Genomic DNA, 25,871 nt, shown 5'->3' on the forward strand with positions numbered 1-25,871 from the left:
TTCGAGAACGTCAGCGACAACACACAAACTATCGCATACCCATTCGCTGGAACGTGACCGCAAGGTACGCGCTGGCTACCGAATTTCTTGACGACCATAGAGCATTGGAACCACCTGATCCCATCCCGAACTCAGCAGTGAAACGATGCATCGCCGATGGTAGTGTGGGGTTTCCCCATGTGAGAGTAGGTCATCGTCAAGATTAAATTCCGAAACCCCTATCTGCTGACGCAGGTAGGGGTTTTGTTTTGCCCGCAGGAAAGTTTCTTACGAAAAGCTCGGACAGCTCCCTGGCTGTCACAGCCCCCCGACAGTGCTAAGGTTCTGCCCTAGCTTTTGCATTTTCAAGGATGCCTTTCATGCCGGACGCAACGTCCCTTCACCCAGCTTTCATGGTGGTTCACGGGAATCGCCTCGATGAATTGCGCAGCCTGGTGATCAGCTTGATGCGGCGCTACCCGCTGGCTCCCCTTGAGAATGAAATCGCGCTGGTACAGAGCAATGGCATCGCCCAATGGCTCAAGCTCGCATTGGCTGAAGATCCGGAAGAGGATGACTCCGGCGGCTGCGGCATAGCGGCTGCCATTGATGTGCAACTGCCGGGTAGCTTCATGTGGCAGCTTTATCGAACAGTGCTGGGACGTGACGAGATTCCGGCCAAGTCTCTCTTGGACAAGGCCCCCTTAACCTGGCGCCTGATGCGCCTGCTGCCGCAGTTGATCGAGCTGCCTCATTTCGAACCTCTGCGACGATTCCTTACCCACGACACCGACTTGCGCAAGCGCTATCAACTGTCGGAGCGCCTTGCCGATCTGTTCGACCAGTACCAGGTATACCGGGCCGACTGGCTCGAGGATTGGGCTGAAGGGCGACACCAGACACGAAATGTCCGAGGGGAAATCAAGCCGCTCGCGCCGGCGAATTGCTGGCAAGCGGAATTGTGGCGCGCTTTGTTGCTGGATGTGGGTGAACAAGGCATGGCGCAAAGCCGTGCCGGCGTCCATCAGCGCTACATCGAACGTATCAACACGTTGGAAGTCGCTCCGAACGGCTTGCCCGCACGGGTCATCGTGTTCGGTATTTCTTCGTTGCCTGCCCAAGTCCTCGAGGCACTCGCCGGGCTTTCCCGGTTCAGCCAGGTTCTGCTCTGTGTGCATAACCCGTGTCGCCATCATTGGGCGGACATCGTCGCCGACAAGGACTTGCTGCGCCACCAATACAAGCGCCAGTCACGCAAGAGCGGCATGCCCGCGGTCCTCGATCCACAAACCCTGCATCAACATGCCCATCCGTTATTGGCCGCCTGGGGCAAGCAGGGGCGCGACTACATCAACCTGCTCGACAGCTACGATGATCCCAGCAGCTATCGCGCGGTGTTTCGCGATGGGCGGATCGACCTGTTCACGGAGGGAACCCCCACGACCCTTCTCAGCCAGTTGCAGGATGACATCCTGGAGCTACGGCCCCTGAACGAAACCCGCGAACACTGGCCCGTCGTCGATACGCAGCGAGATGGCTCTATCCGCTTTCATGTAGCCCACGGCGCCCAGCGTGAGGTCGAAATTCTCCATGACCAGTTACTGGCCCACTTCAGTGCGGATCCGACCCTGCGCCCACGGGATATTATTGTCATGGTCCCGGACATCGACAGCTATGCGCCGCATATTCGGGCGGTGTTCGGCCAGCTCGACAGGAGCGACCCTCGTTTCATCCCATTCACCCTGACCGACCAAGGCCAACGCGGACGTGATCCATTACTGATCGCCGTCGAGCATTTGCTCAAGCTGCCGGACAGTCGTTTCCCGGTCAGCGAAATCCTCGATCTGCTGGATGTCCCGGCGTTGCGCGAACGGTTTGGCATCGATGAGGCCGACCTGCCGACATTGCATCGCTGGATCGAAGGGGCGGGGATACGCTGGGGAATGAGTGCCGAACACCGCGCCGGGCTGGGCTTGCCCGCGGAGCTCGAACAGAACAGCTGGCGTTTCGGCTTGCGTCGCATGTTGCTGGGGTACGCCGTCGGCAGCTCACAGGCCTATGACGGTATCGAGCCCTATGACGAGATCGGTGGCCTGGACGCGGCGTTGATCGGTCCGCTGGTGGCGTTGCTGGATGCCCTGGAAGTCGCCCATCAGGAGCTCACCCAGCCAGCGTCGCCACAGCAATGGGGTTCGCGCCTGCACGATCTGATGCAGCTGTTTTTTCTGGCGAGCAACGAGCATGACGACTATCTGCTGGCCCAACTCGAAGACTTGCGTGAAACCTGGCTGCAAACCTGTGAGTCGGTGGGGCTGCACGATGAGTTGCCGCTGACGGTGGTGCGTGAAGCCTGGTTGGCCGGGCTGGATCAGGGGCGACTGTCCCAACGCTTCCTGGCCGGCGCCGTCAACTTCTGTACCTTGATGCCGATGCGCGCGATCCCCTTCAAGCTGGTGTGCTTGCTGGGGATGAACGACGGTGATTACCCGCGCGCCCAGCCGCCCTTGGATTTCGATCTGATGGGCGGCGATTATCGCCCGGGTGATCGTTCCCGCCGTGAAGACGACCGTTACCTGCTGTTGGAAGCGCTGCTTTCTGCCCGGGAAAAGCTGTACATCAGTTGGGTGGGGCGCAGTATTCGCGACAACAGCGAGCGCCCGGCATCGGTGTTGATCGGCCAACTGCGCGATCATCTCGCCAGTGGCTGGCGGTTGGCAGATGACAGCAAGCCTCTTCTCGATGCCCTGACCCAGGAGCATCCGCTGCAACCGTTCAGTGCGCGTTATTTCCATCACGGTGACGAGCTGTTCAGTTACGCCAGCGAATGGCGAATGCTCCATGACATCGGTGATCACACCGACAAAGCCCAGATGCTGACGCCTTACGTCCAGGAAGAACCCTTGGGCCTCGGTCAGTTGCAGGACTTCCTGCGCAATCCCGTCCGCCATTTTTTCAGCCAACGGCTGAAAGTATTCTTCGAAGCCATCGAAGCGCCTCTGGCCGATGACGAACCTTTCGTGCTCGATGCGCTGCAACGCTACAGCCTGAGTGACAGCCTGCTTGAGGCTGCTCTGGTGCGCTTGGACCAGCCGGAGCTTGCACTGGCCGCCCATGCCCAGAGACTCCAGGACAGCGGCCTGTTACCGATGGCCGGGTTCGGTGAGTGCATGCAGCGCGAACTGATCGAACCCTTGCCGGATCTGCTCCAACGCTACCAGCAGCTTCTGGCGTTATGGCCCACGCCGCTGGCCAGTGCTGTGCCCGTCAGCCTGCAATTGCAGGGCGTGGGTGTCGAGGGCTGGCTCAGTGGCCTGCACCAGCGCTCCGACGGTGCGGTCCTCGCCATCACGGCCATACCCAACAGTATCGGCTCCACCAAGAGCCGCAAGTGGCATCGGCTGATACGGCCCTGGGTCAACCATCTCGTGGCCTGCGCTAATGGCTTGTCGTTGACGACGGCGCTGGTCGCCAGTGATGACAGCTTGTTGCTGGCGCCTTTTGACGAGACTGTCGCACGACGGCTGCTGGGGGACATGCTGCTGGCCTGGCAGACCGGTATGCGCCAGCCCCTGCCGATTGCAGTGAAGACGGCTTTCGCCTGGCTCGGCCAGAGCGATCCGCTCAAGGCTGAAGCGGCGGCGCGCAAAGCTTATGAGGGCGATGGACAGACGTTTGAGGGCGAACGGCGGGAAAACCCGGCCTTGGCTCGTCAGTTTCCTGATTTCGCCGCCTTGATGGCTGACGAAACATTCCCCGACTGGTGCGATGCGCTTTACCGGCCGCTGCTCGAAGCCCCGTGGCGTTCATCGGTTGGCGAGGAGACCCGTTCATGAGTCGGCAGACACCCTTGGCCCTGGCGTTCCCGTTGCGGGGCAGCCAACTGATCGAGGCCAGCGCCGGTACCGGCAAGACCTTCACCATTTCGGCGCTGTACCTGCGTCTGGTGCTGGGTCATGGCGGATCGGCGTCCGGTTTTGGCCGCGAGCTGCTTCCGCCGCAAATCCTGGTGGTGACCTTTACGGACGCTGCCACCAAGGAGTTGCGCGAGCGAATCCGCACCCGTCTGGCCGAGGCCGCACGTTTCTTTCGCGACGAGATTCCAGCACCGGATTCACTGATCACCGCGTTGCGCGATGAATTCAGTGCCGAACAATGGCCAGGTTGCGCGAACCGGCTGGACATCGCCGCGCAGTGGATGGACGAAGCGGCCGTCTCGACCATCCATGGCTGGTGCCAGCGCATGTTGCGTGAGCATGCCTTCGACAGCGGCAGCCTGTTTACCCAGACCCTTGAAACCGACCACAGCGAATTGCTGGGCGAAGTATTGCGCGATTACTGGCGGCTGTTCTGCTATTCGATGGAAGGTGAGGCTCTGAATTGGGTGCGTACCCATTGGGGAGGGCCTGCGGCACTGTTGCCACGGGTGAGAGGTTTGTTTGCCAGCGAGCGTGGCGACGCGGATGGGCTTGAGCCGGCCGAACTCATCGCGGCCTCCCTGCAGGAGCGCAGTGCCGCCCTGCTCGATCTCAAGGCGCCATGGCGGCAATGGGCCGTGGAATTGCTGGAGATCTGCCAACAAGGCGTCGCCAGCAAGTCTGTCGACGGGCGCAAGATGCAGGCGCGTTACTTCGAGCCGTGGTTTCAGAAAATCACCGCCTGGGTAGAGGACGAAAGCCACGAGCTGTTGGATATCGGGACTGGGTTCACACGCCTGACGCCCGAGGGCATGGCCGAAGCCTGGAAAGGTGACGTGCCCAACCATCCCGGCCTGGACGCCATGGCCGGTCTCAAGGCCAGCCTGGAGGCGTTGCCCACGCCGGATGCCGCCGTGTTGCAGCATGCCGCGCAATGGGTCGGGGCACGCTTCGAAGCAGAGAAACGGCGCCGCGCCGAGATGGGCTTCGACGACATGCTGCTGCGTCTCGACGCGGCGCTGCAGGCCGACGGGGGCGAACGTCTGGCGAGCCTGATCCGCGAGCAGTTCCCGGTGGCGCTGATCGATGAGTTCCAGGACACCGACCCGGTTCAGTACCGGATCTTCGAAAGCATCTACCGCATCGAAGAAAACGACCCTGAGACCGGACTTTTCCTGATCGGCGATCCGAAGCAGGCGATCTACGCCTTTCGCGGCGCCGACATCTACACCTACCTGCGTGCTCGCGCGGCCACGGCCGGCAGGTTGCATACGCTGGGCACGAATTTCCGTTCGAGCCATGCCATGGTGGGGGCGGTAAACCATCTTTTCCAGAAGGCCGAGTCCCGTCCGAAGGGGCGCGGGGCCTTTCTGTTCCGTGAGCCATCGGGCGAGAACCCGGTACCGTTCCTCTCCGTTGGGTCCCAGGGGCGCAAGGAATCCTTGCAAGTGGCAGGGCAGGCGGTGGCGGCGCTGAACCTATGGCATCTGCCATCGGAACAGCCGCTTTCCGGTGCGGTGTATCGACAATCCATGGCAGCCGCCTGCGCCAGTGAGATCACGGCGTTGCTCAACGGTGGCCAGTCGGGACGCGACGGTTTCACGGTCGATGGCGAAACGCTGCGGGGGTTGCGCCCGGCGGATATCGCCATCCTGGTGCGCGACGGTAAAGAAGCGCAAGCCGTGCGAGACGAGCTGTCCGCGCGGGGTGTGCGCAGTGTCTATCTGTCCGACAAGGATTCGGTTTTTGCTTCGCAAGAGGCGCGGGACTTGCTGACCTGGCTCAGGGCCTGTGCCGAACCGGATGTGGAGCGACCGCTACGGGCAGCGCTGGCCAGCATCACGTTGAACCTGTCGCTGACGGAGCTTGAGCGTCTCAACCAGGATGAGCTGGCCTGGGAAGCCCGGGTCATGCAGTTTCGCGGTTATCGCACGGTGTGGCGCAGCCAGGGCGTGCTGCCGATGTTGCGACGGCTGTTACATGATTTCGAATTGCCCCAAGCCCTGATGACGCGCAGTGATGGCGAGCGGGTATTGACCAACTTGCTGCATCTTTGCGAGCTGTTGCAGCAGGCCGCCGGTGAGCTGGATGGCGAACAGGCCTTGATCCGGCATTTGTCCGAGCATCTGGCTTTGTCCGGGCAGGCGGGAGAAGAGCAGATCCTGCGCTTGGAAAGCGATGAGCAGTTGGTCAAGGTGGTCACGATCCACAAGTCCAAGGGCCTTGAATATCCGCTGGTCTTCTTGCCCTTCATCTGTTCGACGAAACCGGTGGACGGCAGTCGATTGCCGTTGCATTACCACGATGAGGCCAACAAGGCGCAGATCAGCCTCAAGCCCACCGCCGAATTGATCGCCAAGGCCGATGACGAGCGCCTCGCCGAGGATCTGCGGCTGCTCTACGTGGCACTGACCCGCGCACAGCATGCCTGCTGGCTGGGTGTCGCGGACCTCAAGCGGGGCAATAACAGCAGCTCGATCCTGCATGTGTCCGCGCTGGGCTATCTGTTGGGGGGTGGGGCGCCGCTGACCGATTCGGTGGAGCTGAGGCGCTGGCTGCAAGACCTGCAACAAGGCAGTGTCGCGGTGAGTTGCCAGCCATTGCCCGAAGCCACCGACGAGCGCTACCGGCCGCCACGCAACGACGCTGTATTGCTCGAGCCCTTGGTGCCCTTGCGCAAAGCCAGCGAAAACTGGTGGATCGCCTCCTACAGTGCCTTGCGCATCGGCGAAAGCCTGAGCGAAGGCAGCGATACCTCGCCAGAGAGTCCGCAGGCCCAGAAACTGTTCGACGATGAACGACTTGACCCGGACGCTCCCAGGGAGACCATCGCCGTCGGTGGTGATATCCACCGTTTCCCCCGAGGCCCCAACCCGGGGACTTTCCTCCATGGCCTGCTGGAGTGGGTCGCCGGGGAAGGCTTTTCCTCTGGGCCGGCGGATATCGAGGACGCCATTGCCCGACGCTGCAACCGCCGAGGCTGGAAAGGCTGGATTACCACGCTGAGCGACTGGCTGCAGCATCTGATCAACATGCCCATGCGCGTCGGTAACGACCAGGCACCGGTGGTGCTGGAGCGGCTGACCCAGTTTCAGGTCGAAATGGAATTCTGGTTCGCCAGCCACAAGGTCGATGTGCAAAGGCTTGACCAACTGGTTTGCCGCTTCACCCATGGCGGTGTGGCCCGCGTCGCTGCGGAGCCGGTGCTGCTCAATGGCATGTTCAAGGGTTTCATCGATTTGACGTTCGAGCACGAGGGCCGTTACTACGTGGCCGATTACAAGTCCAACTGGCTGGGTGTCGATGACATGGCCTACACCGTACAGGCCATGGAACAGTCGATCCTGGACCATCGCTACGACCTGCAATACGTGCTGTACCTGTTGGCCCTGCATCGCCAGCTCAAGGCGCGGCTCCCCGACTACGACTACGACCGGCATGTCGGCGGCGCTCTCTATCTGTTCCTCCGTGGTACCCGCTCAACCAGCCAGGGCGTGTATTTCACCAGGCCGCCACGGGCCTTGATCGAGCAACTGGATCGTCTGTTCCAAGGCGCGCCCGAACCCAAGGCGGAACCGGCGTGGGTACAGGGAGAATTGCTATGAGCCGTTCCTTTGCCGAGCTGCTGCCCAAGGCGTCCGATGACGAGAGCCTGGTTGACCTGGCCCCCTTGAGCCGTGCGCAGGACTTGCTGTTGTTGCTGACGCGCTGGGTCGAGCGCGGCTGGTTGCGCGCCCTGGACAAGGCCTTCGTTGCGTTCCTCCATGAACTGGCGCCCGACGATGATCCTTTGGTCCTGCTCGCCGCTGCGCTGACCAGTCATCAGCTGGGCCACGGGCATGTTTGCCTGGATGTTTTCGAGACCCTCAAGGAACCTGACTTCGCCCTGTCGCTGCCCCCCGAGGGTGACCTGCAGACAGGCGTGATGCTGTTGCCCTCGCAAATATTGCAGGCACTGGACGGTGCCCATTGGTGCAAGGTCCTGGCTTCCAGCCGGTTGGTGGCCCTGGCGGTGGATGGGAGCGAAGAGGCGCAGCAACGTCCATTGGTGCTGTCGGGCAAGCGTCTTTACTTGCGCCGTTACTGGGGCTATGAGCGACGAATCGACGAAGCGTTGCGCCAACGGCTGATCGAGTCTGAAGCGGCACCCGACGACCTGCGCGAGCGGTTGGATGGGCTGTTCGGGCCAGCCAATACCAGCGGCCCGATCGATTGGCAGAAGCTGGCCTGCGCCCTGGCGACCCGTGGGGCTTTCAGCATCGTGACCGGCGGACCAGGCACCGGCAAGACCACCACCGTTGTACGGCTGCTGGCGCTGTTGCAGGCACCGGCCGTCGAGGCCGGGAAGCCGCTGCGCATTCGCCTGGCTGCGCCCACGGGCAAGGCGGCAGCGCGCCTCACCGAGTCCATCAGCCAGCAGGTGCGGTCCCTGGATGTGGATGAGGCTGTACGTGAACGGATTCCTTGCGATGTGACGACGGTCCATCGTTTGCTGGGCAGTCGTCCTGGCACCCGGCATTTTCGCCACCATGCAGGCAATCGCTTGCCACTGGATGTGCTGGTAGTCGATGAAGCATCGATGATCGACCTGGAGATGATGGCCAACCTGCTGGATGCGCTGCCGTCCCATGCACGACTGGTGTTGCTGGGGGACAAGGACCAGTTGGCTTCTGTGGAGGCCGGTGCGGTGCTGGGGGATTTGTGTCGAGACGCCGAGGACGGCTGGTACAGCCCCCGGACTCGAGCCTGGCTCGAGTCGGTCAGTGGTGAGAACCTGGCGGCCATCGACCTGCAACAGGACCTCGACGGCACCCATCCCCTGGCGCAGCAAGTGGTCATGCTCAGGCATTCCCGGCGCTTCGGCGAAGGCAGCGGGATCGGTCAGTTGGCTCGCTGGGTCAACCAGCAGCAGCCTGAAAAAGCCCGCCAACTGCTGGAGGAGGGGCACTACGCCGATCTGTCTTTCCTGACGCTGGCGAGTGAACACGACACGACACTGGAAAAACTGTTACTCGACGGCAAGCCAGATGGGCCCCAGGGTTACCGGCATTACCTGAGCCTGCTGCGGCAGCGCCGCCCGGCCGATTCCCTGCCGCTGGAAGACCGTTGTTGGGCCGATTGGGCCCGCGAAGTCCTGGCGGCTTTCGACGAGTTCCAATTGCTTTGCGCGGTGCGCAAGGGGCCGTGGGGCGTCGAAGGATTGAACCCGCGAATCACCGCCGCACTGCTCAAGGCCCGTCTTATCGATAGCGATCACCTGTGGTACGAGGGCCGTCCGGTGCTGATGACCCGTAACGACTATGGGCTGGGGTTGATGAACGGCGATATCGGCATTGCCCTCAGGCTGCCCGAGCGTGATGGGCCCGATGCCGGCAAGCAGGTGCTGCGGGTCGCGTTCCCGCGCAATGATGGCCAGGGCGGTGTGCGTTTCGTCCTGCCCAGCCGGCTGAATGACGTGGAAACCGTGTATGCCATGACGGTGCACAAATCCCAGGGCTCGGAGTTCACCCATACCGCGTTGGTCCTTCCGGACGCGCTCAACCCGGTCTTGACCAAGGAACTGGTGTACACCGCCATTACCCGGGGCAAGCAATGGTTCAGCTTGATCGAACCGCGAGTCGGCATCTTCGAGGAGGCGGTGCGGCGCAAGGTCAAGCGCTTGAGCGGGTTGATGCTGGCGTTGGAACAGGCTGACTGAATTGTCAGCTTTCAAGGATTCATGCCCCCGCGACAATCTGGCCTGTTTCGCTGCGAAGCCTGCGTAAAACGCTGCCTCGCTGGCTTTTTGGCACTGTGCTATCGTTCCGGCACTTATCGCTGGGATCAAGAGACTTTCCATGAAAGTGCCTGTACGGGAGGCAGTGCGCAGCAAGGGCTTGGGGCATGTTCTGCTTGCCGGCCTTTTGTGTCTGCTGCTGCCTGTCGCGGCGGCCGAGGAGCAGGCAGCCACGACCCAGGCCGAGCAGCGGGCCGAAGCGGTGACCCAGGTGGTATTGGGTATTCTCAGCTACGCTCGCTGGCCCGTGGAACCAACCCAGTTGCAGCTGTGCATCGTCGGGCCAACCCAATACACCGACGATCTCGTCAAGGGCAGTACCCAGGCCACGGGGCGGCCGGTGACTGTGCAGCGGTTGCTGGCCGATCATCCCGGTATCGCCACTGAGTGCAACGCGGTCTACGTCGGCAGGCTGACCAACGATGAGCACACCCGTCTGTTTGCGTCCTTGATCGGCAAGCCGGTGCTGAGCATCAGCGAAGGTGGCGACCAGTGCACCGTTGGGAGCTTGTTCTGCCTGCGGGTCGGCGATGAACAAGTGTCTTTCGAGGTCAACCTCGATTCCGTGGCCCGCAGTGGCGTGCGCATCCATCCGAGTGTGCTGCAGCTTTCCCGCCGCAGGTCCGCAACGCCATGACGCAGAGCAAACCAAGGCTCCGTCCTACCCTGGGCTCGGTCATCGGTCGCGGCCATCTGATCGTCGCCTTGGTGGCCATCACCATGGCCAGTGTTTCCCTGACCTTGCTCGGCCTGCTGGCGTTGCGGGTCTACGCCGATCACAACCTGCACCTGATCGCTCGTTCGATCAACTACACCGTAGAAGCCGCCGTGGTCTTCGATGATTCGGCCGCCGCCACCGAAGCGCTGGCCTTGATCGCCTCCACCGAGGAAGTCGCCGATGCCCAGGTGTTCAATGAACATGGTCGTCTGCTGGCGCGCTGGCAGAGACCGCAAACCGGCCTGTTGTCGGAGCTGGAAGTGCACATTGCCAAGGCATTCCTGGAAAAGCCCATCAGCCTGCCGATCGTTCATCAAGGGCAGGACATCGGCCGTATCGTGTTGGCGGGGCATGGCGGCAGCCTGTTGCGTTTTTTGCTCAGCGGGCTGGCGGGGATCATCCTGTGCACGGCGGTGAGTGCCTGGGTGGCGCTTTATCTGGCGCGGCGCCAGTTGCGTGCGATCACCGGGCCGCTGCGCAGCCTGGCCGAGGTAGCGCACGCGGCCCGCAGCGAACGCGCCCTGGACCGGCGCGTACCGCCGGCCGCTATCGCCGAACTGGATAACCTGGCCAATGACTTCAACGCCCTGCTCGATGAACTGGAGTCCTGGCAGACTCACCTGCAAAGCGAAAACGAAACCCTGGCGCACCAGGCCAGTCATGACAGCTTGACGGGCTTGCCGAACCGGGCGTTTTTCGAAGGGCGGTTGACGCGTGCCTTGCGCAACGCTGGCAAGCACGACGAGCAGGTGGCCGTGTTGTACCTGGACAGCGACCGGTTCAAGGGCATCAATGACAACTTCGGCCACGCCGCCGGTGACGCGGTGCTCACGGCCGTGGCGACCCGGGTCCGGGCCCAGTTGCGTGAGGACGACTTGGTCGCGCGCTTGGGGGGCGACGAGTTCGCCGTGCTGCTGGCGCCCTTGCACAAGGCCGAGGACGCCGAACGGATCGCTGAAAAAATCATCGCCAGCATGGAAGTGCCGATTCAGTTGCCTGGCAACGCCTCCGTGTTGACCTCACTCAGTGTCGGCATTGCTGTCTACCCGGAGCATGGTGACACACCGAGCACCCTGCTCCACGCCGCCGATGCGGCCATGTACCAAGCCAAACGCCTCGCCCGAGGCGGTCAACATACGGCGGGGTCGGATCACTCCGTCGCTGATCTTCAAACCAGGAGCTGACTCGTGCGTTCATACCCTCAATTTTCCCTGCGTTGGTTTGCAGCGCTTTTCTTACTCGCCACCCTGGTCCTGAGCGGTTGCCAGACCGCACCGCCGAAAGGCCTGACCCCGGCGCAAATTGCCGTACTCAAGCAACAAGGCTTTGAACTGACTGACGATGGCTGGGCCTTCGGTCTGTCGGGCAAGGTCCTGTTTGGTAGCGATGTGGAGAACCTCAACCCGGCCAGCACCGAGATCGTCGAGCGCATCGGCAAGGCGCTGTTGGGCGCGGGCATCGAGCGGGTACGTGTCGATGGTCATACCGACGCATCGGGCTCCCAGGCCTACAACGAACAACTGTCGATGCGCCGGGCCGCCAGCGTGAGCAAGGTGCTGACAAGCGTTGGCATGCGCGAAGAAAACGTCCAATTGCGTGGCCTGGGCAGCAGCAAACCGGTCGCCTCCAACGACACGGCCAGCGGCCGCACCGAAAACCGCCGCGTCGCCATCGTGGTCATCGCCGACTAGTCGGCGAACACCATCTCCCGGCTGTCGCCCATCAGCAATGGCTGGTTCCGTTCAGTCACCTCGCGGATGTAATCCCACAGCAGCGTAATGCGCTTCAGCTTCCTCAAATCCTCCCGGCAGTACATCCAGAATTGCCGGGTGACGGTGATGTCCTCCGGCAGCACCGGCAACAGCCGTGGGTCCTGGGCGGCGAGGAAGCAGGGCAGGATCGCCAGCGAGCGGCCTTGTTGCGCTGCCACGAATTGCGCGATCACGCTGGTGCTGCGCAGGTGGGCATTGGCGCCGGGCAGGACGTTGGCCAGGTAGAGCAATTCGGAACTGAACGCCAAGTCATCCACATAGCTGATGAATGAGTGCATGGCCAGGTCGGCCGGGCGCTGGATCGGTGGGTGGTTGTCCAGGTAAGGCTGGGTGGCATAGAGCTGCAGCCGGTAGTCGCACAATTTGCAGCACACATACGGGCCATGTTCGGGGCGTTCGAGGGCGATGACGATGTCGGCTTCGCGCTTGGACAGGCTGATGAAGTGCGGCAATGGCAGGATATCCACCGAAATGGCCGGGTAGGCGTCGACGAAGTGACTCAGTTGCGGGGTGATGAAGAAGCTGCCGAAGCCTTCGGTGCAGCCCATGCGCACGTGGCCGGACAGCGCCACGCCAGAGCCTGAAACCTGCTCGCAGGCCATGTGCAGGGTGCTTTCGATCGATTCGGCGTAACCCAGCAGGCGCTGGCCTTCGGCCGTCAGGACAAAACCGTTGGTCCGGGATTTTTCGAACAGCAGCGTGCCCAGCGAGGCTTCCAGCGAGCTGATGCGTCGCGACACCGTGGTGTAGTCGACGGCCAGGCGCTTGGCGGCCGTGCTGGCCTTGCGGGTGCGGGCCACTTCGAGGAAAAACTTGAGGTCGTCCCAGTTCAGCGAACCCAGGGAGGTGATGTTTTTTTGCATGATGGACCGGCTTTTATGTGCATTCTTATTAGAAGTTTGCACATCTATACTCCAAAAACCGTCTCATCACCATGCGTGCTCCTGCACCTTGGTCTTTGCTGAACCAGCGCTCTCTATAAGAACAATCCCGGAGGCCAGCATGAACGTTTCCCTTACGCCCAATGACACTGCCCTGCAAACCGTCAGACTGCTGATCGATGGTGAGTGGGTTGAATCCCAAACCCGCGAATGGCACGACATCGTCAACCCGGCCACCCAACAGGTGCTGGCGAAGGTTCCGTTCGCCACGGCGTCGGAAGTCGACGCCGCCATCGCAGCTGCCCAGCGTGCGTTCCAGACCTGGAAACTGACGCCCATCGGTGCGCGGATGCGCATCATGCTCAAGCTCCAGGCGTTGATCCGCGAACATTCCAAGCGCATCGCCGCGGTGCTCAGCGCCGAACAGGGCAAGACCATCGCTGACGCCGAGGGCGATATTTTCCGTGGCCTGGAAGTGGTGGAGCACGCTTGTTCCATCGGCACCCTGCAGATGGGCGAATTTGCCGAGAACGTCGCCGGTGGCGTTGACACCTACACCCTGCGCCAGCCGATTGGTGTGTGCGCGGGCATTACCCCGTTCAACTTCCCGGCGATGATTCCATTGTGGATGTTCCCCATGGCCATCGCCTGCGGCAACACCTTCGTGCTCAAACCGTCGGAGCAGGATCCCCTGTCGACCATGCTCCTGGTGGAGCTGGCCATCGAGGCCGGCGTACCGGCCGGTGTGCTCAACGTGGTGCACGGCGGCAAGGACGTGGTGGATGCACTCTGCACCCACCCGGACATCAAGGCGGTTTCGTTCGTCGGCTCGACGGCGGTCGGCACCCACGTGTATGACCTGGCGGGTCGCCACGGCAAGCGCGTGCAATCGATGATGGGCGCCAAGAACCACGCAGTGGTGCTGCCCGATGCCAATCGCGAGCAGACTCTCAATGCCTTGGTCGGTGCCGGTTTCGGCGCGGCGGGCCAGCGTTGCATGGCCACTTCCGTGGTGGTGCTGGTGGGCGCGGCCAAGCAGTGGTTGCCGGAACTCAAGGCCTTGGCGCAGAAGCTCAAGGTCAACGCCGGCAGCGAGCCGGGCACCGATGTCGGCCCGGTGATTTCCAAGCGGGCCAAGGCACGCATCCTCGAGTTGATCGAGAGCGGCGTGCAGCAAGGGGCGAAGCTGGAACTCGACGGCCGTGACATCCGCGTGCCGGGCTTCGAGCAGGGCAACTTCGTCGGCCCGACCCTGTTTTCCGGCGTGACCACCGACATGCGCATCTACACCGAAGAAATCTTCGGCCCGGTGCTGGTGGTGCTGGAAGTCGACACCCTGGATCAGGCGATTGCCCTGGTCAACGCCAACCCATTCGGCAACGGCACTGGTCTGTTCACCCAAAGTGGTGCGGCGGCGCGCAAATTCCAGAGCGAAATCGACGTTGGCCAGGTGGGCATCAACATCCCGATCCCGGTGCCGGTGCCGTTCTTCAGTTTCACCGGTTCGCGGGGTTCGAAACTCGGCGACCTCGGCCCGTACGGCAAACAAGTGGTGCAGTTCTACACTCAGACCAAGACCGTGACCGCGCGCTGGTTCGATGACGACAGCGTCAATGACGGTGTGAACACCACCATCCATTTGCGTTAAGGAGTCGGACATGAACATCGCATTCATCGGCCTGGGCAACATGGGCGCCCCCATGGCGCGCAACCTGCTCAAGGCTGGCCATTCGCTGAACCTGTTCGACCTGAACCAGACCGTATTGGCCGAGTTGGCGGCATTGGGCGGCACGATCAGCGCCTCGCCGCGCGACGCGGCCCAGGGCGCTGCGCTGGTGATCACCATGCTGCCGGCCGCCGCCCATGTGCGCAGTGTCTGGCTGGGTGAAGACGGTGTGCTGGCCGGTATCGCCGCGGGTACGCCGGCTGTGGATTGCAGCACCATCGATCCGCAAACCGCCCGTGACGTGGCGGCTGCCGCTGCGAAGCAAGGGGTGGCGATGGCCGATGCGCCGGTCTCGGGCGGCACCGGCGGTGCGGCGGCGGGCACGTTGACCTTCATGGTCGGCGCCACGGCTGAGTTGTTCGCCACCTTGCAACCGGTGCTGGCGCAAATGGGCCGTAACATCGTGCACTGCGGCGAAGTCGGTACCGGGCAGATCGCCAAGATCTGCAACAACCTGCTGCTGGGGATTTCCATGGTGGGCGTCAGCGAAGCCATGGCGCTGGGCGATGCCTTGGGGATCGACACCCAGGTGCTGGCCGGGATCATCAACAGCTCGACGGGCCGTTGCTGGAGTTCGGACACCTACAACCCCTGGCCGGGCGTGATCGAAACGGCGCCGGCGTCCCGCGGCTACACCGGTGGCTTTGGTGCCGACCTGATGCTCAAGGACCTGGGCCTGGCCACCGAAGCCGCACGGCAGGCCCATCAGCCGGTGGTGCTGGGGGCGGTGGCGCAGCAGTTGTACCAGGCGATGAGTCAGCGAGGCGAGGGCGGCAAGGATTTTTCGGCGATTGTTAACAGCTATCGCAAGCCGCAATAGATTTCAGGGTTGCTTCGCAGCCCTGCGGGGATAAATCCCCTCGCCACAGGGTTGTGCATTCCAGAAGTTGTTTTCCGAGAGACCACGTCGGGTGGTCTCTCGGTTTTTTGTTTCAGGCGAAGACGAAATATTTGCGCACGGTCTCGACCACTTCCCACGTGCCTTTCATGCCTGGCTCGATGACGAAGATGTCACCGGCGCGCAGATGGATCGGCTCCATGCCGTCCGGGGTGATGATGCAGTAGCCTTCCTGGAAATGGCAGTACTCCCACTTCACGTATTCCACATACCATTTGCCGGGTGTGCAGATCCAGGTGCCCATGATCTTGCTGCCGTCTTCGCTGGTGTAGGCGTTGAGGTTGACGGTGTGCGGGTCGCCTTCGAGTTTTTCCCATTTGCAGGCATCGAGTACGGGCAGCGGATGGGTGTCGCGCAGGACGGTGATGGGGGCGGTCATGTGAACTCCGAAAGGGGCAGAAAAGAACAGGCACCCTAACGCGCGACATGAGCGGGTAGATGCCTGGGGTCGACATCGGGCTATCCAGAAGCGCGCATCAATCGGTCAGATGCCGAGCCAGGGCCTTGGCGTAGGCAGGTAAACCGTCGAAGTTGCGAGCGCACAGCAGGAGCGCCCGGTGGGTCCAGGCCTCTTGCAACTCGATGCAACGATACGAAGGCTCGGGCAGGCGCCGGTCGATGGCCGCCTTCGGCACGATGGCGATGCCGGCACCATGGGCCACCATGCGAATCATCCCGTCGAAACCATCGGCGCGAATGCGGATTTGCATGCGCGAGCCAATGTGCAGGGCCTTGTTCTTCCAAGTGAATCGACAGGGCGCTGGAGGCATTCAGGCCGATATAGTCGTGGCTGAGGGTCTCGCTGAAACGCACGGCTCGACCGTCAGCCAGGGGGTGGCCAGTCGGTAGGATCAATACCAGTGGATCGTCGCGAAAAGGCTTGGTCTGAAGGTCATGGGTGTCCACCGCGTCGGAAACGATCCCCAGGTCCGCCGCACCTTGGCGCAGTCCATGGGTGATCCGTGAGCTGGGCAATTCCTGCAGGTCGATGTCGAGGTTGGGGTGGGCCTTGAGGAAACTGGCCAACAGTTCGGGCAGGTACTCGGTCATGGCGCTGGTGTTGCACAACAATCGCACCTGGCCTTTGACGTCCTGGGCGTATTCGGCCAGATCCTGTTGCAGGTGTTCGGCGTGCTGCAGCAACACCCGGGCATGCTGGGCCAGGGCCTTGCCCGCGGGTGTCGGCGTCACTCCGCGCCGGCCGCGTTCCAGCAAGTCGATGCCCAGGGACGCTTCCATGGCCCGGACACGAGCACTGGCCGCCGCCAGGGACAAATGGCTGCGGGCGGCACCGGCGGTGATGTTGCCGGTGTCGAGGGTGTTCAGGTAGAGGCGCAGGTCGGTGAGGTCGAAGTGCATGGAAGGGGTCCTATCTCAAATTCTGTGGTGTTTGGTATGCCGTCTTCGCGAGCAAGCCCGCTCCCACAGTTTGAAATGCGATCCACTGTGGGAGCGGGCTTGCTCGCGAAGGCGCCAGTAGCACCCCCACAAGGTTTCAGCCTCTTGCGGGAAGAGAGGCACCCTCAGTATATGGCAGATTTAAAACCTGCCCCCCGGGGTGCACCATGGCCCCATGAACACACTCATCGCTTTCTATCAAAACCTCGGTCTGGCCCTTTCCCTGCTGGTTATCGGCACCTTCCTGCTGGCCGGCACCCTCAAGGGCGTCATCGGCCTCGGCTTGCCGACCCTGTCCATGGGGTTGCTCGGGCTGGCTATGGCGCCGACGCAGGCTGCGGCGCTGTTGATCATTCCGGCGACCCTGACCAACGTCTGGCAACTGGCGTTTGGCGGGCACCTGCAAGCGTTGATCCGGCGGTTGTGGCCGTTGCTCCTGGCGATATGCCTGGGCACCGGGCTCGGTACGCTGTGGATCGGCATGACGGGCGGGGCCTGGGTGGTTCGTGCCTTGGGCGGGGCCTTGTTGCTGTATGCGCTGGGCGGGCTCTTGCTGCCCACGTGGCGGGTGGGCGCTGGCGTCGAACCGTGGCTGGGCCCGCTGTGCGGCGTCATCACCGGCGTCATCACGTCCGCCACCGGGGTGTTCGTGATTCCGGCGGTGCCTTATCTGCAAGCCTTGGGCCTGGGCAAGGATGAACTGGTGCAGGCCCTGGGCCTGTCATTCACGGTCTCGACCCTGGCCCTGGCCGCCGGCCTGTTCTGGCGCGGCGCCCTGGGCGTGGGTGAAATGAGCGCTTCATTGCTGGTGCTGCTGCCGGCGCTGCTGGGCATGTGGCTGGGGCAATGGCTGCGCCAACGGATCAGCGCCGTGTTGTTCAAGCGTGTGTTCTTCGTTGGCCTCGCTGTGCTCGGCGGCCATCTGCTGATCAGCGACTAGCCGAGGACGGACTGAGCATGTCGACGCGGCGGATGTCGAAGTCACGCTCCAGATAATCCATGCGTTGCGCGAAGAATTGCTTCATGTGCGGCAGGTTCGAGTGCACGTCCAGATGCGCCTGGGAGGCCCAGACCTCGTAGAAGATAAACAGCGTCGGATCCTGCTGGTCCCGCAGCATGTGGTATTCGATGCAGCCGGGCTCGGCGCGGCTTGGTTCGACGTAGGCGCGGAACAGTGCTTCGAAAGCCTCGGCTTTTTCCGGACGGGTCTTGGCATGCAGGATGAAACCGTGCAGTTCGCTCATCGGAGATGGCTCCTGAAATAAAAAGAGATGCCGGATCTTAAGGCAATAATCGATCGCTGATTCGTGCGTATAGGTCAAATCAATTTTGCCGTTGCGGGGCTTATTCCGCACGAAGCTCGTCGGTACGCTGCCGCCATCGTTTTCAACCTTTCCATGCCGCGGCCAGTCAACGGCCCACGTGGAACTCGATGAGGCTCCCCATGAAAAAAATCCTGTTGCTCAATGGCGGTAAACAATTCGCCCACTCCGACGGTCGCTACAACACCACCCTCCACGACGCGGCGCTCAGCGTGTTGGACCGTGGTGGTTTTGACGTGAAAACCACCTTCATCGACGGCGGTTACGACATCAAGGAGGAAGTGGCCAAGTTCCTCTGGGCCGACGTGATCATTTACCAGATGCCCGGCTGGTGGATGGGCGCACCATGGACCGTGAAGAAATACATCGATGAAGTCTTCACCGAAGGTCATGGCAGCCTCTATGCCAGCGACGGTCGGACCCGTTCCGATGCCTCGCAGAAATACGGCAGCGGCGGCCTGATCCAGGGCAAGCAGTACATGTTGTCCCTGACCTGGAACGCCCCGCAGCAAGCCTTCGACGACCCGACCGACTTTTTCGAAGCCAAGGGCGTGGACGCTGTGTACTTCCCGTTTCACAAGGCCAATCAGTTCCTCGGCATGACCGGCCTGCCGACCTTCCTGTGCGTGGACGTGATGAAGCGCCCGAACATTGAGGCTGACGTGGCGCGGTATGAACAGCATTTGCGCGAGGTGTTCGGCCTTTCGCGGTAATCCGGCTACTATCGGGACTACCTGAAAGCAATGATGCACCGTCGTCACATGGCGCGTGCATTTCATGAGAGAACACCGTGAAAGCCAGATCCGACGAGTTGCAGATTTTCGTCTGCGTGATCGAGTGCGGATCCATCTCCGCCGCCGCCGAGCAGGTCGGGCAGACGCCGTCGGCGGTCAGCCGCACGCTGTCGCGGCTGGAGGCCAAACTCGGCACCACGCTGATCAACCGTACGACGCGGCGCATGGACCTGACCGAGGAGGGCAAGTATTTCTTCGAGCAGGCCAAAGGCATCCTCGACCAGATGGATGAACTGGAAGAGCGCCTGTCGTCCCGCCAGAAGCATCCTGCGGGGCGGCTGCGGATCAACGCGGCCTCGCCGTTCATGCTGCATGCCATCGTCCCGCACATCGAAGAATTCCGCCGGCTCTACCCGGACATCCAGCTCGAACTCAACAGCAACGACCTGATCATCGACCTGCTGGAGCAAAGCACCGACATCGCCATCCGCATCGGCACCCTGACCGACTCGACACTCCACGCTCGCGCCCTGGGCTGCAGCCCGTTGCACATCCTGGCCAGCCCGGTCTATTTACAGCAACACGGGACGCCCACAAGCGTCGCCGAACTGGCGGACCACGCGTTGCTGGGGTTTGCTCAGAACGAGGGCCTCAACCAGTGGCCGTTGCGCCACGTACACGGTGATCGCTGGCCGATCCAGCCCGCCATCAGCGCGTCCAGCGGCGAGACCGTGCGCCACTTGGCGCTGCAAGGGCAGGGCATTGCCTGCCTGTCGGACTTCATGACCCGCGAAGACATCCAGGCCGGCAGGTTGATGGTGCTGCTGGCCGATGCCAACAGCGGGTATCGCCAGCCGATCAATGCCGTGTACTACCGCAACTCGCAACTGGCCTTGCGGATCCAGTGCTTCCTGGACTTCATCCAAGGCAAGCTTGCCGAATACGCCTCGCGGGAATTCAAGGGCTGATGCGTGACTTCAAGGCAAGGGAAGGGTGGAGGCCGCCAAGCAAGGCGTGACCTCGGCGGTGATCTGCAACACCTCGGCCTCTGTGGGAGCAAGCCCCCCACAAGATGTTGCTGGAAGCCTGAAACTCAGTCGTGCTGCACGCCCGCGCGCTTGAGCATTTGCTTGCAGCGCTCGGACAGGTGAAACACGCGCAGGTGCTTGCCAGCTTTGCTGTAGCGCTCGCGCAGGGTCTTGAGCGCGGCGACGGCCGAGTAGTCGACGAAGCGCAAGTGACGGCAATCGAGGGTCACCAGGGCCGGATCGTTGGCCGGGTCGAACTGGTTGAGGAACGGCGTCGACGAGGCGAAGAACAGTGTGCCGTGCAGGCGATAAAGCTTGCTGCCGTCGGCTTCCTCGTGGGTGTCGGCGTACAGCTCCCGGGCCTGTTGCCAGGCGAAGTTGAGCGCTGCGATGATGATCCCGCACAGCACGGCGACGGCCAGGTCGGTGAACACCGTGATGACCGTCACCGCGATGATCACCAGCACATCGTTCGCCGGCACTTTGTTGACCACCCGCAACGAGGCCCAGGCAAACGTCTGCTGGGACACCACGAACATCACGCCCACCAGCGCCGCCAGCGGTATGCGCTCGATCAGCGGCGACAGGAACAACACGAACAGCAACACCATCACCCCGGCCACCACGCCCGATAGCCGTCCGCGTCCGCCCGAACTGAGGTTGATCATCGTCTGGCCGATCATGGCGCAACCGCCCATGCCCCCCAGCAACCCGGAGGCCATGTTGGCCGCGCCCAACGCTACGCATTCACGGTCCGGATAACCGCGGCTCTCGGTGATTTCATCCGTCAGGTTCAGGGTCAGCAAGGTTTCCAGCAAACCGACCATTGCCATGATCACTGCATAGGGCGCGACGATCTGCAGAGTCTCCAGGGTCCAGGGGATGTCCGGCAGGGCCAAGGTCGGCAAGCCGCCCGCGATGTGGGCCATGTCGCCCAGTGTCCGGGTCGGCAGGCCGAGCAGCTCGACCGCCAGGCCCACGCCGAGGATGGCCACCAGCGCCGGCGGCACGCTGCGGGTCAGGCGTGGCAGCAGGTAGACGATGGCCATGGTCAGCGCCACCAGGCTGGCCATCAGGTACAGCGGCGGGCCGCTCAGCCAGGCCTCGCCATTCTTGAAGTGTTCCAACTGGGCCAGCGCAATGACGATCGCCAGGCCGTTGACGAAACCGAGCATCACCGGGTGCGGCACCATGCGCACCAGCTTGCCCAGCCGCAACAGCCCGAACGCCAGCATGATCAGCCCGCCCAGTAGCACGGTCGCCAACAGGTACTGGACGCCGTGCTGCACCACCAGCGCGACGATCACCACGGCCATCGACCCCGCCGCGCCCGACACCATCCCCGGTCGACCGCCGAACAACGCGGTCAGGGTGCAGAGGATGAATGCGCCGTACAGCCCCATCAGCGGGTTGAGATGGGCCACCAGGGCGAAGGCGATGCACTCGGGGAGCAAGGCGAAAGAGGTGGTGAGGCCGGCGAGGGCGTCGGCGCGAAGACGTGCTGATTTCATGATTTACCTGACTGGGCGCCGGAGGAGCGTCGGCTGCCGGGGAGTGGTGCAAAAACAGGTGCGAATAGTACGGAATTGAGGGCGGGGCGGCCAGCCGTCCGTGGCGAGGGGATTGATCCCCGTTGGGCTGCGAAGCGGCCCCAAACCAGGCGACTCGGTGTACCAACCAGATTGAGCCTGGTGCTTTAGGGCTGCTGCGCGACCAACGGGGATCAATCCCCTCGCCACAAGAGAACGGTTCTGCATGAAAGTCCTGCGCCGGACTTTCATAGCGGCTGCATCGCGATGTCCGTCAGCGACATGTCTTGCCTGTGGGCGAAAATTACTTTCGGTTGGTTTGAAGATTCGTCGCCGAAATGATTTATGAGTTTCACGACTCATAGACGTGACCCTTCTCAAGGAGTACCGCATGGCATCTGCTTTCGGATACTGGTTACTGGTCTACGCGGCCATCGCCATCATTGCGCTGATCGTCCTGATCGCCCGCTACCGGCTCAATCCATTCATCGTGATTACCCTGGTCTCCATTGGTCTGGCATTGCTGGCCGGGATGCCGCCGTCGGGTGTGGTGGGGGCGTACGAGGCGGGTGTCGGCAAGACGTTGGGGCACATTGCGCTGGTGGTGGCCCTGGGCACGATGCTCGGCAAGATGATGGCCGAGTCCGGCGGGGCCGAGCGGATGGCGCAGACGCTGATCGAACGCTTCGGCGAGCGCAACGCCCACTGGGCAATGGTGTGCATTGCTTTCCTGGTGGGGTTGCCGCTGTTCTTCGAAGTCGGTTTTGTGCTGCTGGTGCCCATCGCCTTCACCATCGCCCGGCGCGTGGGCGTGTCGATCCTGATGGTGGGGCTGCCGATGGTCGCCGGGCTGTCGGTGGTCCATGCGCTGGTGCCGCCGCATCCGGCGGCGATGCTGGCGGTGCAGGCGTTCCAGGCCTCCGTGGGACAGACCTTGCTGTACGCGATCCTGATTGGCATTCCCACCGCGATCATCGCCGGTCCGCTGTACGCCAAGTTCATCGTGCCGCGCATCCAGCTGCCGGCGGAAAACCCGCTGGAGCGACAATTCCTCGACCGTGAGCCGCGGGCCAAGCTGCCGGGGTTCGGCGTGACCCTGGGGACCATTCTCTTGCCGGTGATCCTGATGCTGATCGGTGGCTGGGCCAACCTGATCTCCACGCCGGGCAGTGGTTTCAACCAGTTCCTGCTGTTCATCGGCAACTCGGTGATTGCTTTGCTGTTGGCGACCATTCTCAGCTTCTGGACCCTCGGCCTGGCCCAGGGCTTCAACCGTGAGTCGATCCTCAAATTCACCAACGAATGCCTGGCGCCAACGGCGAGTATTACCTTGCTGGTGGGCGCCGGCGGTGGTTTGAACCGGATCCTGGTGGACGCCGGGGTCACCCAGCAAATCGTCGGCCTGGCCCAGGCATTCCAGTTGTCGCCGCTGGTCATGGGGTGGCTGTTCGCCGCACTGATGCGCGTCGCCACGGGATCGGCCACGGTGGCGATGACCACGGCCTCGGGCATCGTCGCGCCTGTGGCGATTGGCATGGGGTATCCCCACCCCGAGTTGCTGGTGCTGGCGACCGGTGCCGGGTCGGTTATCTTTTCCCACGTCAACGACGGCGGCTTCTGGCTGATCAAGGAATACTTCAATATGACCGTCACGCAAACGTTCAAGACCTGGACCGTGCTCGAAACATTGATTTCCCTGGTTGCGTTCGCCCTGACCTTCGGGCTTTCACGCTTGCTTTGAGCGCAACGCACCCCAACAGGAGCCGTCATGGACATCCTCTACCAGATCCGCTCCCGACAGGATTCCTTCAGCGCCGGCGAAGGGAGAATCGCCCGGCTGATGCTCGAAGATGTCGGCTTTGCCGCCTCCGCCAGCCTCGATGAACTGGCCCGGCGGGCGGACGTCAGCAGTGCCACCCTGTCGCGCTTCGCCCGTACCGTCGGTTGTCGCGACCTACGGGACCTGCGCCTGCAACTGGCCCAGGCCAGCGGGGTTGGCAGCCGTTTTCTCGACCCGGCCGGCGCGCCGGAGCAGTCGGCGTTTTATGGGCAGATCGTCGGCGATATCGAAGCGACCCTGCGCCAGCATCTGTCGGGGTTTGAAGAGCCGCGGTTCGGCGATGCCGTGCGGATGATCGGCAAGGCGCGGATGATTCATGCGTTCGGGCTCGGTGGCTGGTCGGCGCTGTGCGGCGAGGAGTTGCAAGTACGGCTGGTGCGTTTTGGCTACCCGATTGCCGCCTGCCGCGACCCGGTGATGATGCGCATCACCGCCACGTCGCTGAGCGAGCAGCATCTGGTCATCGCCTGCTCACTGACTGGTATCACGCCGGAGCTGTTGAGTGCGGTTGAGTTGGCCCGCAGCTACGGCGCGGCGATCCTGGCCATCACCCGCGTCGACTCGCCACTGGCCCAACTGGCCGACTGCGTGCTGCCCCTGCAGGGCGCCGAAACCTCGTTCATCTACAAACCCACGGCGGCACGCTACGGCATGCTGCTGGCCATCGACGTGCTCGCCACCGAGCTGGCGCTGGTTCATCCCGAAGACAATCAAGAGCGCCTGCGGCGAGTCAAGCTCGCGCTGGACGACTACCGTGGCGGCGACGATGACTTGCCGTTGGGAGACTGACATGCAGTACGACACGCTCATCCGCAACGCGCTGGTCATCGACGGCCGCGACACTCCCGGCTATCACGCAGACGTGGCCATCCGTGGCGGGCGCATCGAACGCATCGGCGAGCTGCGCGATGCCCAGGCGGTGGACGACATCGACGCCGCCGGCCGCGTGCTGGCGCCGGGGTTCATCGATGTGCACACGCACGACGACACGGTGGTCATTCGCCAACCACAGATGTTGCCCAAGCTCAGCCAGGGTGTGACCACGGTCATCGTTGGTAACTGCGGCATCAGCGCTTCACCGGTGAGCCTGCGAGGCGATCCGCCGGACCCGATGAACCTGCTGGGCACGGCCCAGGCGTTCGTCTACCCCCGCTTTGCGGATTATCGTGCGGCGCTGGAGACGGCCGCGCCTGCGGTCAACGTCGCCGCATTGGTGGGCCACACCGCGTTGCGCAGCAACCACCTGGACGATTTGTTGCGCAGTGCCAGTGCCGAAGAAATCAGCGCCATGCGCCACCAACTGCGTGAAAGCCTGGAGGCCGGTGCGTTGGGCTTGTCCACCGGGCTGGCCTATGCCAACGCGTTTTCGGCGTCCACCGATGAGGTCATGCAACTGAGCGAGGAGTTGGCGGCGTTCGGCGCCGTCTACACCACCCACCTGCGCAGCGAGTTCGAGCCGGTGCTCGAGGCCATGGACGAAGCCTTCCAGATTGGTCGGCACGCCCGAAGCCCGGTGATCATTTCCCACCTCAAATGTGCGGGCGCCGGTAATTGGGGCCGAAGCCCGCAGGTGCTCGCGGCGCTGGAGAACGCGGCGAAAACCCACCCGGTGGGTTGTGACTGTTATCCCTATGCGGCCAGTTCCTCGACCCTGGACCTCAAGCAAGTGACCGATGCCCATCGCATCACGATCACTTGGTCGACACCGCACCCGTCCATGGGCGGACGCGACCTTGCCGACATCGCCAGCCAATGGGAGGTGTCGCTGTTGGAAGCGGCGCGGCGCCTGCAACCGGCTGGCGCGGTGTACTACGGCATGGATGAGGGCGATGTACGACGGATCCTCGCCCATCCGTTGTCCATGGTCGGTTCTGACGGTTTGCCCGAAGACCCGTTTCCCCATCCACGCTTGTGGGGCGCTTTCCCACGGGTACTGGGACATTTCAGTCGTGACATCGGGCTGTTTCCGCTGCACACCGCCGTGCACAAGATGACCGGTCTTTCCGCGGCCCGTTTCGGCTTGCAAGGGCGTGGTGAAATCCGTGAAGGCCATTGGGCCGACCTGGTGTTGTTCGATCCACCCACCATTCGCGACGTGGCCGATTTCAACGCGCCTCAACGGGCCGCCGAAGGGATTGATGGTGTGTGGGTCAACGGTGTGCTGAGTTATCGCGAAAGGCAGGCAAACGGGCGTCGGGCCGGGCGGTTCCTGGCGCGTGAAGGCGATCTGAGTCAGGGGTTCAGCCCATCGAGTGGCGGATAAGCGGCTGACATTGTATTAATTGGCGTCACAATAATGGCACTACGACACTAAAGAAGCCGGGACCAAGGCCGAAGCACTAAGGTCAACCCACCT

At 62.7% G+C, this 25,871-nt stretch carries 18 protein-coding genes, 1 rRNA gene and 1 pseudogene; 15 read left to right on the forward strand and 5 right to left on the reverse strand.

Translation table 11 applies throughout. The annotated features are described in order from the left end of the window. The first annotated feature begins 86 nt into the window (after positions 1-86). The 7 genes from rrf to yfiB all read left to right on the forward strand — a co-directional run bounded on the left by rrf (position 87) and on the right by yfiB (position 12,078). Positions 87-202, forward strand: a 5S ribosomal RNA gene (rrf, locus tag ACMTA2_RS04680). Positions 203-359: 157 nt separating this feature from the next. Continuing rightward, positions 360-3,812 (forward strand): exodeoxyribonuclease V subunit gamma, encoded by a 3,453-nt coding sequence (gene recC, locus ACMTA2_RS04685; RefSeq protein ID WP_413793916.1) that lies wholly within the window; start codon positions 360-362, stop codon positions 3,810-3,812. Then, positions 3,809-7,498, forward strand: a complete 3,690-nt coding sequence (gene recB, locus ACMTA2_RS04690; protein ID WP_413793917.1) for an exodeoxyribonuclease V subunit beta — start codon at positions 3,809-3,811, stop codon at positions 7,496-7,498. Before recC ends, recB begins: the two co-directional genes overlap by 4 nt. Then, positions 7,495-9,591, forward strand: a complete 2,097-nt coding sequence (gene recD / locus ACMTA2_RS04695) for an exodeoxyribonuclease V subunit alpha (protein WP_413793918.1) — start codon at positions 7,495-7,497, stop codon at positions 9,589-9,591. The genes recB and recD overlap by 4 nt, the downstream gene beginning before the upstream one ends. Before the next feature lie 139 nt (positions 9,592-9,730). Then, complete coding sequence (gene yfiR / locus ACMTA2_RS04700) at positions 9,731-10,306, forward strand: regulatory sequestration protein YfiR (protein WP_413793919.1); 576 nt, start codon at positions 9,731-9,733, stop codon at positions 10,304-10,306. Continuing rightward, the gene (dgcN, locus tag ACMTA2_RS04705) at positions 10,303-11,571 is read left to right on the forward strand and encodes a diguanylate cyclase DgcN/YfiN (RefSeq protein WP_413793920.1); all 1,269 of its coding nucleotides are present in this window, start codon (positions 10,303-10,305) and stop codon (positions 11,569-11,571) included. The genes yfiR and dgcN overlap by 4 nt, the downstream gene beginning before the upstream one ends. 3 nt (positions 11,572-11,574) lie before the next feature. Further along, positions 11,575-12,078 carry an outer membrane lipoprotein YfiB gene (gene yfiB, locus ACMTA2_RS04710; RefSeq protein WP_413793921.1) on the forward strand — a complete coding sequence of 168 codons (504 nt, stop codon included), beginning with the start codon at positions 11,575-11,577 and terminating at the stop codon, positions 12,076-12,078. On the opposite strand, the gene ACMTA2_RS04715 is transcribed toward yfiB, so the two are convergent. After that, positions 12,075-13,022, reverse strand: a complete 948-nt coding sequence (locus tag ACMTA2_RS04715) for a LysR family transcriptional regulator (RefSeq protein ID WP_413793922.1) — start codon at positions 13,020-13,022, stop codon at positions 12,075-12,077. The genes yfiB and ACMTA2_RS04715 overlap by 4 nt on opposite strands. A gap of 139 nt (positions 13,023-13,161) precedes the next feature. On the opposite strand from ACMTA2_RS04715, the gene ACMTA2_RS04720 reads away from it, so the two are divergent. After that, on the forward strand, positions 13,162-14,688 hold the full coding sequence (locus ACMTA2_RS04720) for a CoA-acylating methylmalonate-semialdehyde dehydrogenase (RefSeq protein ID WP_413793923.1): 1,527 nt from the start codon (positions 13,162-13,164) through the stop codon (positions 14,686-14,688). Between the two features lie 10 nt (positions 14,689-14,698). Next, on the forward strand, positions 14,699-15,586 hold the full coding sequence (gene mmsB, locus ACMTA2_RS04725) for a 3-hydroxyisobutyrate dehydrogenase (protein ID WP_046063065.1): 888 nt from the start codon (positions 14,699-14,701) through the stop codon (positions 15,584-15,586). A gap of 112 nt (positions 15,587-15,698) precedes the next feature. On the opposite strand, the gene ACMTA2_RS04730 is transcribed toward mmsB, so the two are convergent. Further along, complete coding sequence (locus ACMTA2_RS04730) at positions 15,699-16,043, reverse strand: cupin domain-containing protein (protein WP_413793924.1); 345 nt, start codon at positions 16,041-16,043, stop codon at positions 15,699-15,701. Between the two features lie 97 nt (positions 16,044-16,140). Continuing rightward, positions 16,141-17,023, reverse strand: a pseudogene (locus ACMTA2_RS04735) (LysR substrate-binding domain-containing protein). A 214-nt stretch (positions 17,024-17,237) separates the two neighbouring features. Here ACMTA2_RS04735 and ACMTA2_RS04740 point away from each other — a divergent pair. Then, on the forward strand, positions 17,238-18,002 hold the full coding sequence (locus ACMTA2_RS04740; protein WP_413793925.1) for a sulfite exporter TauE/SafE family protein: 765 nt from the start codon (positions 17,238-17,240) through the stop codon (positions 18,000-18,002). On the opposite strand, the gene ACMTA2_RS04745 is transcribed toward ACMTA2_RS04740, so the two are convergent. Further along, positions 17,992-18,306 (reverse strand): putative quinol monooxygenase, encoded by a 315-nt coding sequence (locus ACMTA2_RS04745; protein WP_413793926.1) that lies wholly within the window; start codon positions 18,304-18,306, stop codon positions 17,992-17,994. The two genes, ACMTA2_RS04740 and ACMTA2_RS04745, sit on opposite strands and share 11 nt — an antisense overlap. Positions 18,307-18,506: 200 nt before the next feature. On the opposite strand from ACMTA2_RS04745, the gene mdaB reads away from it, so the two are divergent. Both mdaB and ACMTA2_RS04755 read left to right on the forward strand, forming a co-directional pair. Beyond that, on the forward strand, positions 18,507-19,097 hold the full coding sequence (gene mdaB / locus ACMTA2_RS04750; protein ID WP_413793927.1) for an NADPH:quinone oxidoreductase MdaB: 591 nt from the start codon (positions 18,507-18,509) through the stop codon (positions 19,095-19,097). 77 nt (positions 19,098-19,174) lie between these two features. After that, the gene (locus ACMTA2_RS04755; RefSeq protein ID WP_413793928.1) at positions 19,175-20,086 is read left to right on the forward strand and encodes a LysR substrate-binding domain-containing protein; all 912 of its coding nucleotides are present in this window, start codon (positions 19,175-19,177) and stop codon (positions 20,084-20,086) included. 125 nt (positions 20,087-20,211) lie between these two features. On the opposite strand, the gene ACMTA2_RS04760 is transcribed toward ACMTA2_RS04755, so the two are convergent. Next, entirely contained in the window at positions 20,212-21,657 is a 1,446-nt protein-coding gene (locus tag ACMTA2_RS04760) for a SulP family inorganic anion transporter (RefSeq protein ID WP_413793929.1), read from the reverse strand. A 409-nt stretch (positions 21,658-22,066) separates the two neighbouring features. Here ACMTA2_RS04760 and ACMTA2_RS04765 point away from each other — a divergent pair, with 409 nt between their 5' ends. The 3 genes from ACMTA2_RS04765 to ACMTA2_RS04775 are packed head-to-tail and all read left to right on the forward strand — an operon-like array spanning position 22,067 to position 25,778. Then, entirely contained in the window at positions 22,067-23,416 is a 1,350-nt protein-coding gene (locus ACMTA2_RS04765) for a GntT/GntP/DsdX family permease (protein WP_413793930.1), read from the forward strand. 27 nt (positions 23,417-23,443) lie between these two features. Continuing rightward, on the forward strand, positions 23,444-24,304 hold the full coding sequence (locus tag ACMTA2_RS04770; protein WP_413793931.1) for a MurR/RpiR family transcriptional regulator: 861 nt from the start codon (positions 23,444-23,446) through the stop codon (positions 24,302-24,304). Position 24,305: 1 nt separating this feature from the next. Then, positions 24,306-25,778: an N-acyl-D-amino-acid deacylase family protein gene (locus ACMTA2_RS04775; RefSeq protein WP_413793932.1), complete on the forward strand. Its 1,473-nt coding sequence runs from the start codon at positions 24,306-24,308 to the stop codon at positions 25,776-25,778. Positions 25,779-25,871: the final 93 nt, after the last annotated feature.

It is taken from the genome of Pseudomonas medicaginis, assembly GCF_965119365.1.
Lineage (GTDB): Bacteria > Pseudomonadota > Gammaproteobacteria > Pseudomonadales > Pseudomonadaceae > Aquipseudomonas.

Excerpts from the sequence above, each read along its gene's own strand:
- recB (WP_413793917.1), top strand. The coding sequence starts at position 3,809 with ATGAGTCGGCAGACACCCTTGGCCCTGGCGTTCCCGTTGCGGGGCAGC.
- mmsB (WP_046063065.1), top strand. The coding sequence starts at position 14,699 with ATGAACATCGCATTCATCGGCCTGGGCAACATGGGCGCCCCCATGGCG.
- ACMTA2_RS04765 (WP_413793930.1), top strand. The coding sequence starts at position 22,067 with ATGGCATCTGCTTTCGGATACTGGTTACTGGTCTACGCGGCCATCGCC.
- ACMTA2_RS04775 (WP_413793932.1), top strand. The coding sequence starts at position 24,306 with ATGCAGTACGACACGCTCATCCGCAACGCGCTGGTCATCGACGGCCGC.
- ACMTA2_RS04770 (WP_413793931.1), top strand. The coding sequence starts at position 23,444 with ATGGACATCCTCTACCAGATCCGCTCCCGACAGGATTCCTTCAGCGCC.
- recC (WP_413793916.1), top strand. The coding sequence starts at position 360 with ATGCCGGACGCAACGTCCCTTCACCCAGCTTTCATGGTGGTTCACGGG.
- ACMTA2_RS04720 (WP_413793923.1), top strand. The coding sequence starts at position 13,162 with ATGAACGTTTCCCTTACGCCCAATGACACTGCCCTGCAAACCGTCAGA.
- ACMTA2_RS04760 (WP_413793929.1), bottom strand. The coding sequence starts at position 21,657 with ATGAAATCAGCACGTCTTCGCGCCGACGCCCTCGCCGGCCTCACCACC.
- recD (WP_413793918.1), top strand. The coding sequence starts at position 7,495 with ATGAGCCGTTCCTTTGCCGAGCTGCTGCCCAAGGCGTCCGATGACGAG.
- ACMTA2_RS04740 (WP_413793925.1), top strand. The coding sequence starts at position 17,238 with ATGAACACACTCATCGCTTTCTATCAAAACCTCGGTCTGGCCCTTTCC.
- ACMTA2_RS04745 (WP_413793926.1), bottom strand. The coding sequence starts at position 18,306 with ATGAGCGAACTGCACGGTTTCATCCTGCATGCCAAGACCCGTCCGGAA.
- yfiR (WP_413793919.1), top strand. The coding sequence starts at position 9,731 with ATGAAAGTGCCTGTACGGGAGGCAGTGCGCAGCAAGGGCTTGGGGCAT.
- ACMTA2_RS04730 (WP_413793924.1), bottom strand. The coding sequence starts at position 16,043 with ATGACCGCCCCCATCACCGTCCTGCGCGACACCCATCCGCTGCCCGTA.
- ACMTA2_RS04715 (WP_413793922.1), bottom strand. The coding sequence starts at position 13,022 with ATGCAAAAAAACATCACCTCCCTGGGTTCGCTGAACTGGGACGACCTC.
- mdaB (WP_413793927.1), top strand. The coding sequence starts at position 18,507 with ATGAAAAAAATCCTGTTGCTCAATGGCGGTAAACAATTCGCCCACTCC.
- dgcN (WP_413793920.1), top strand. The coding sequence starts at position 10,303 with ATGACGCAGAGCAAACCAAGGCTCCGTCCTACCCTGGGCTCGGTCATC.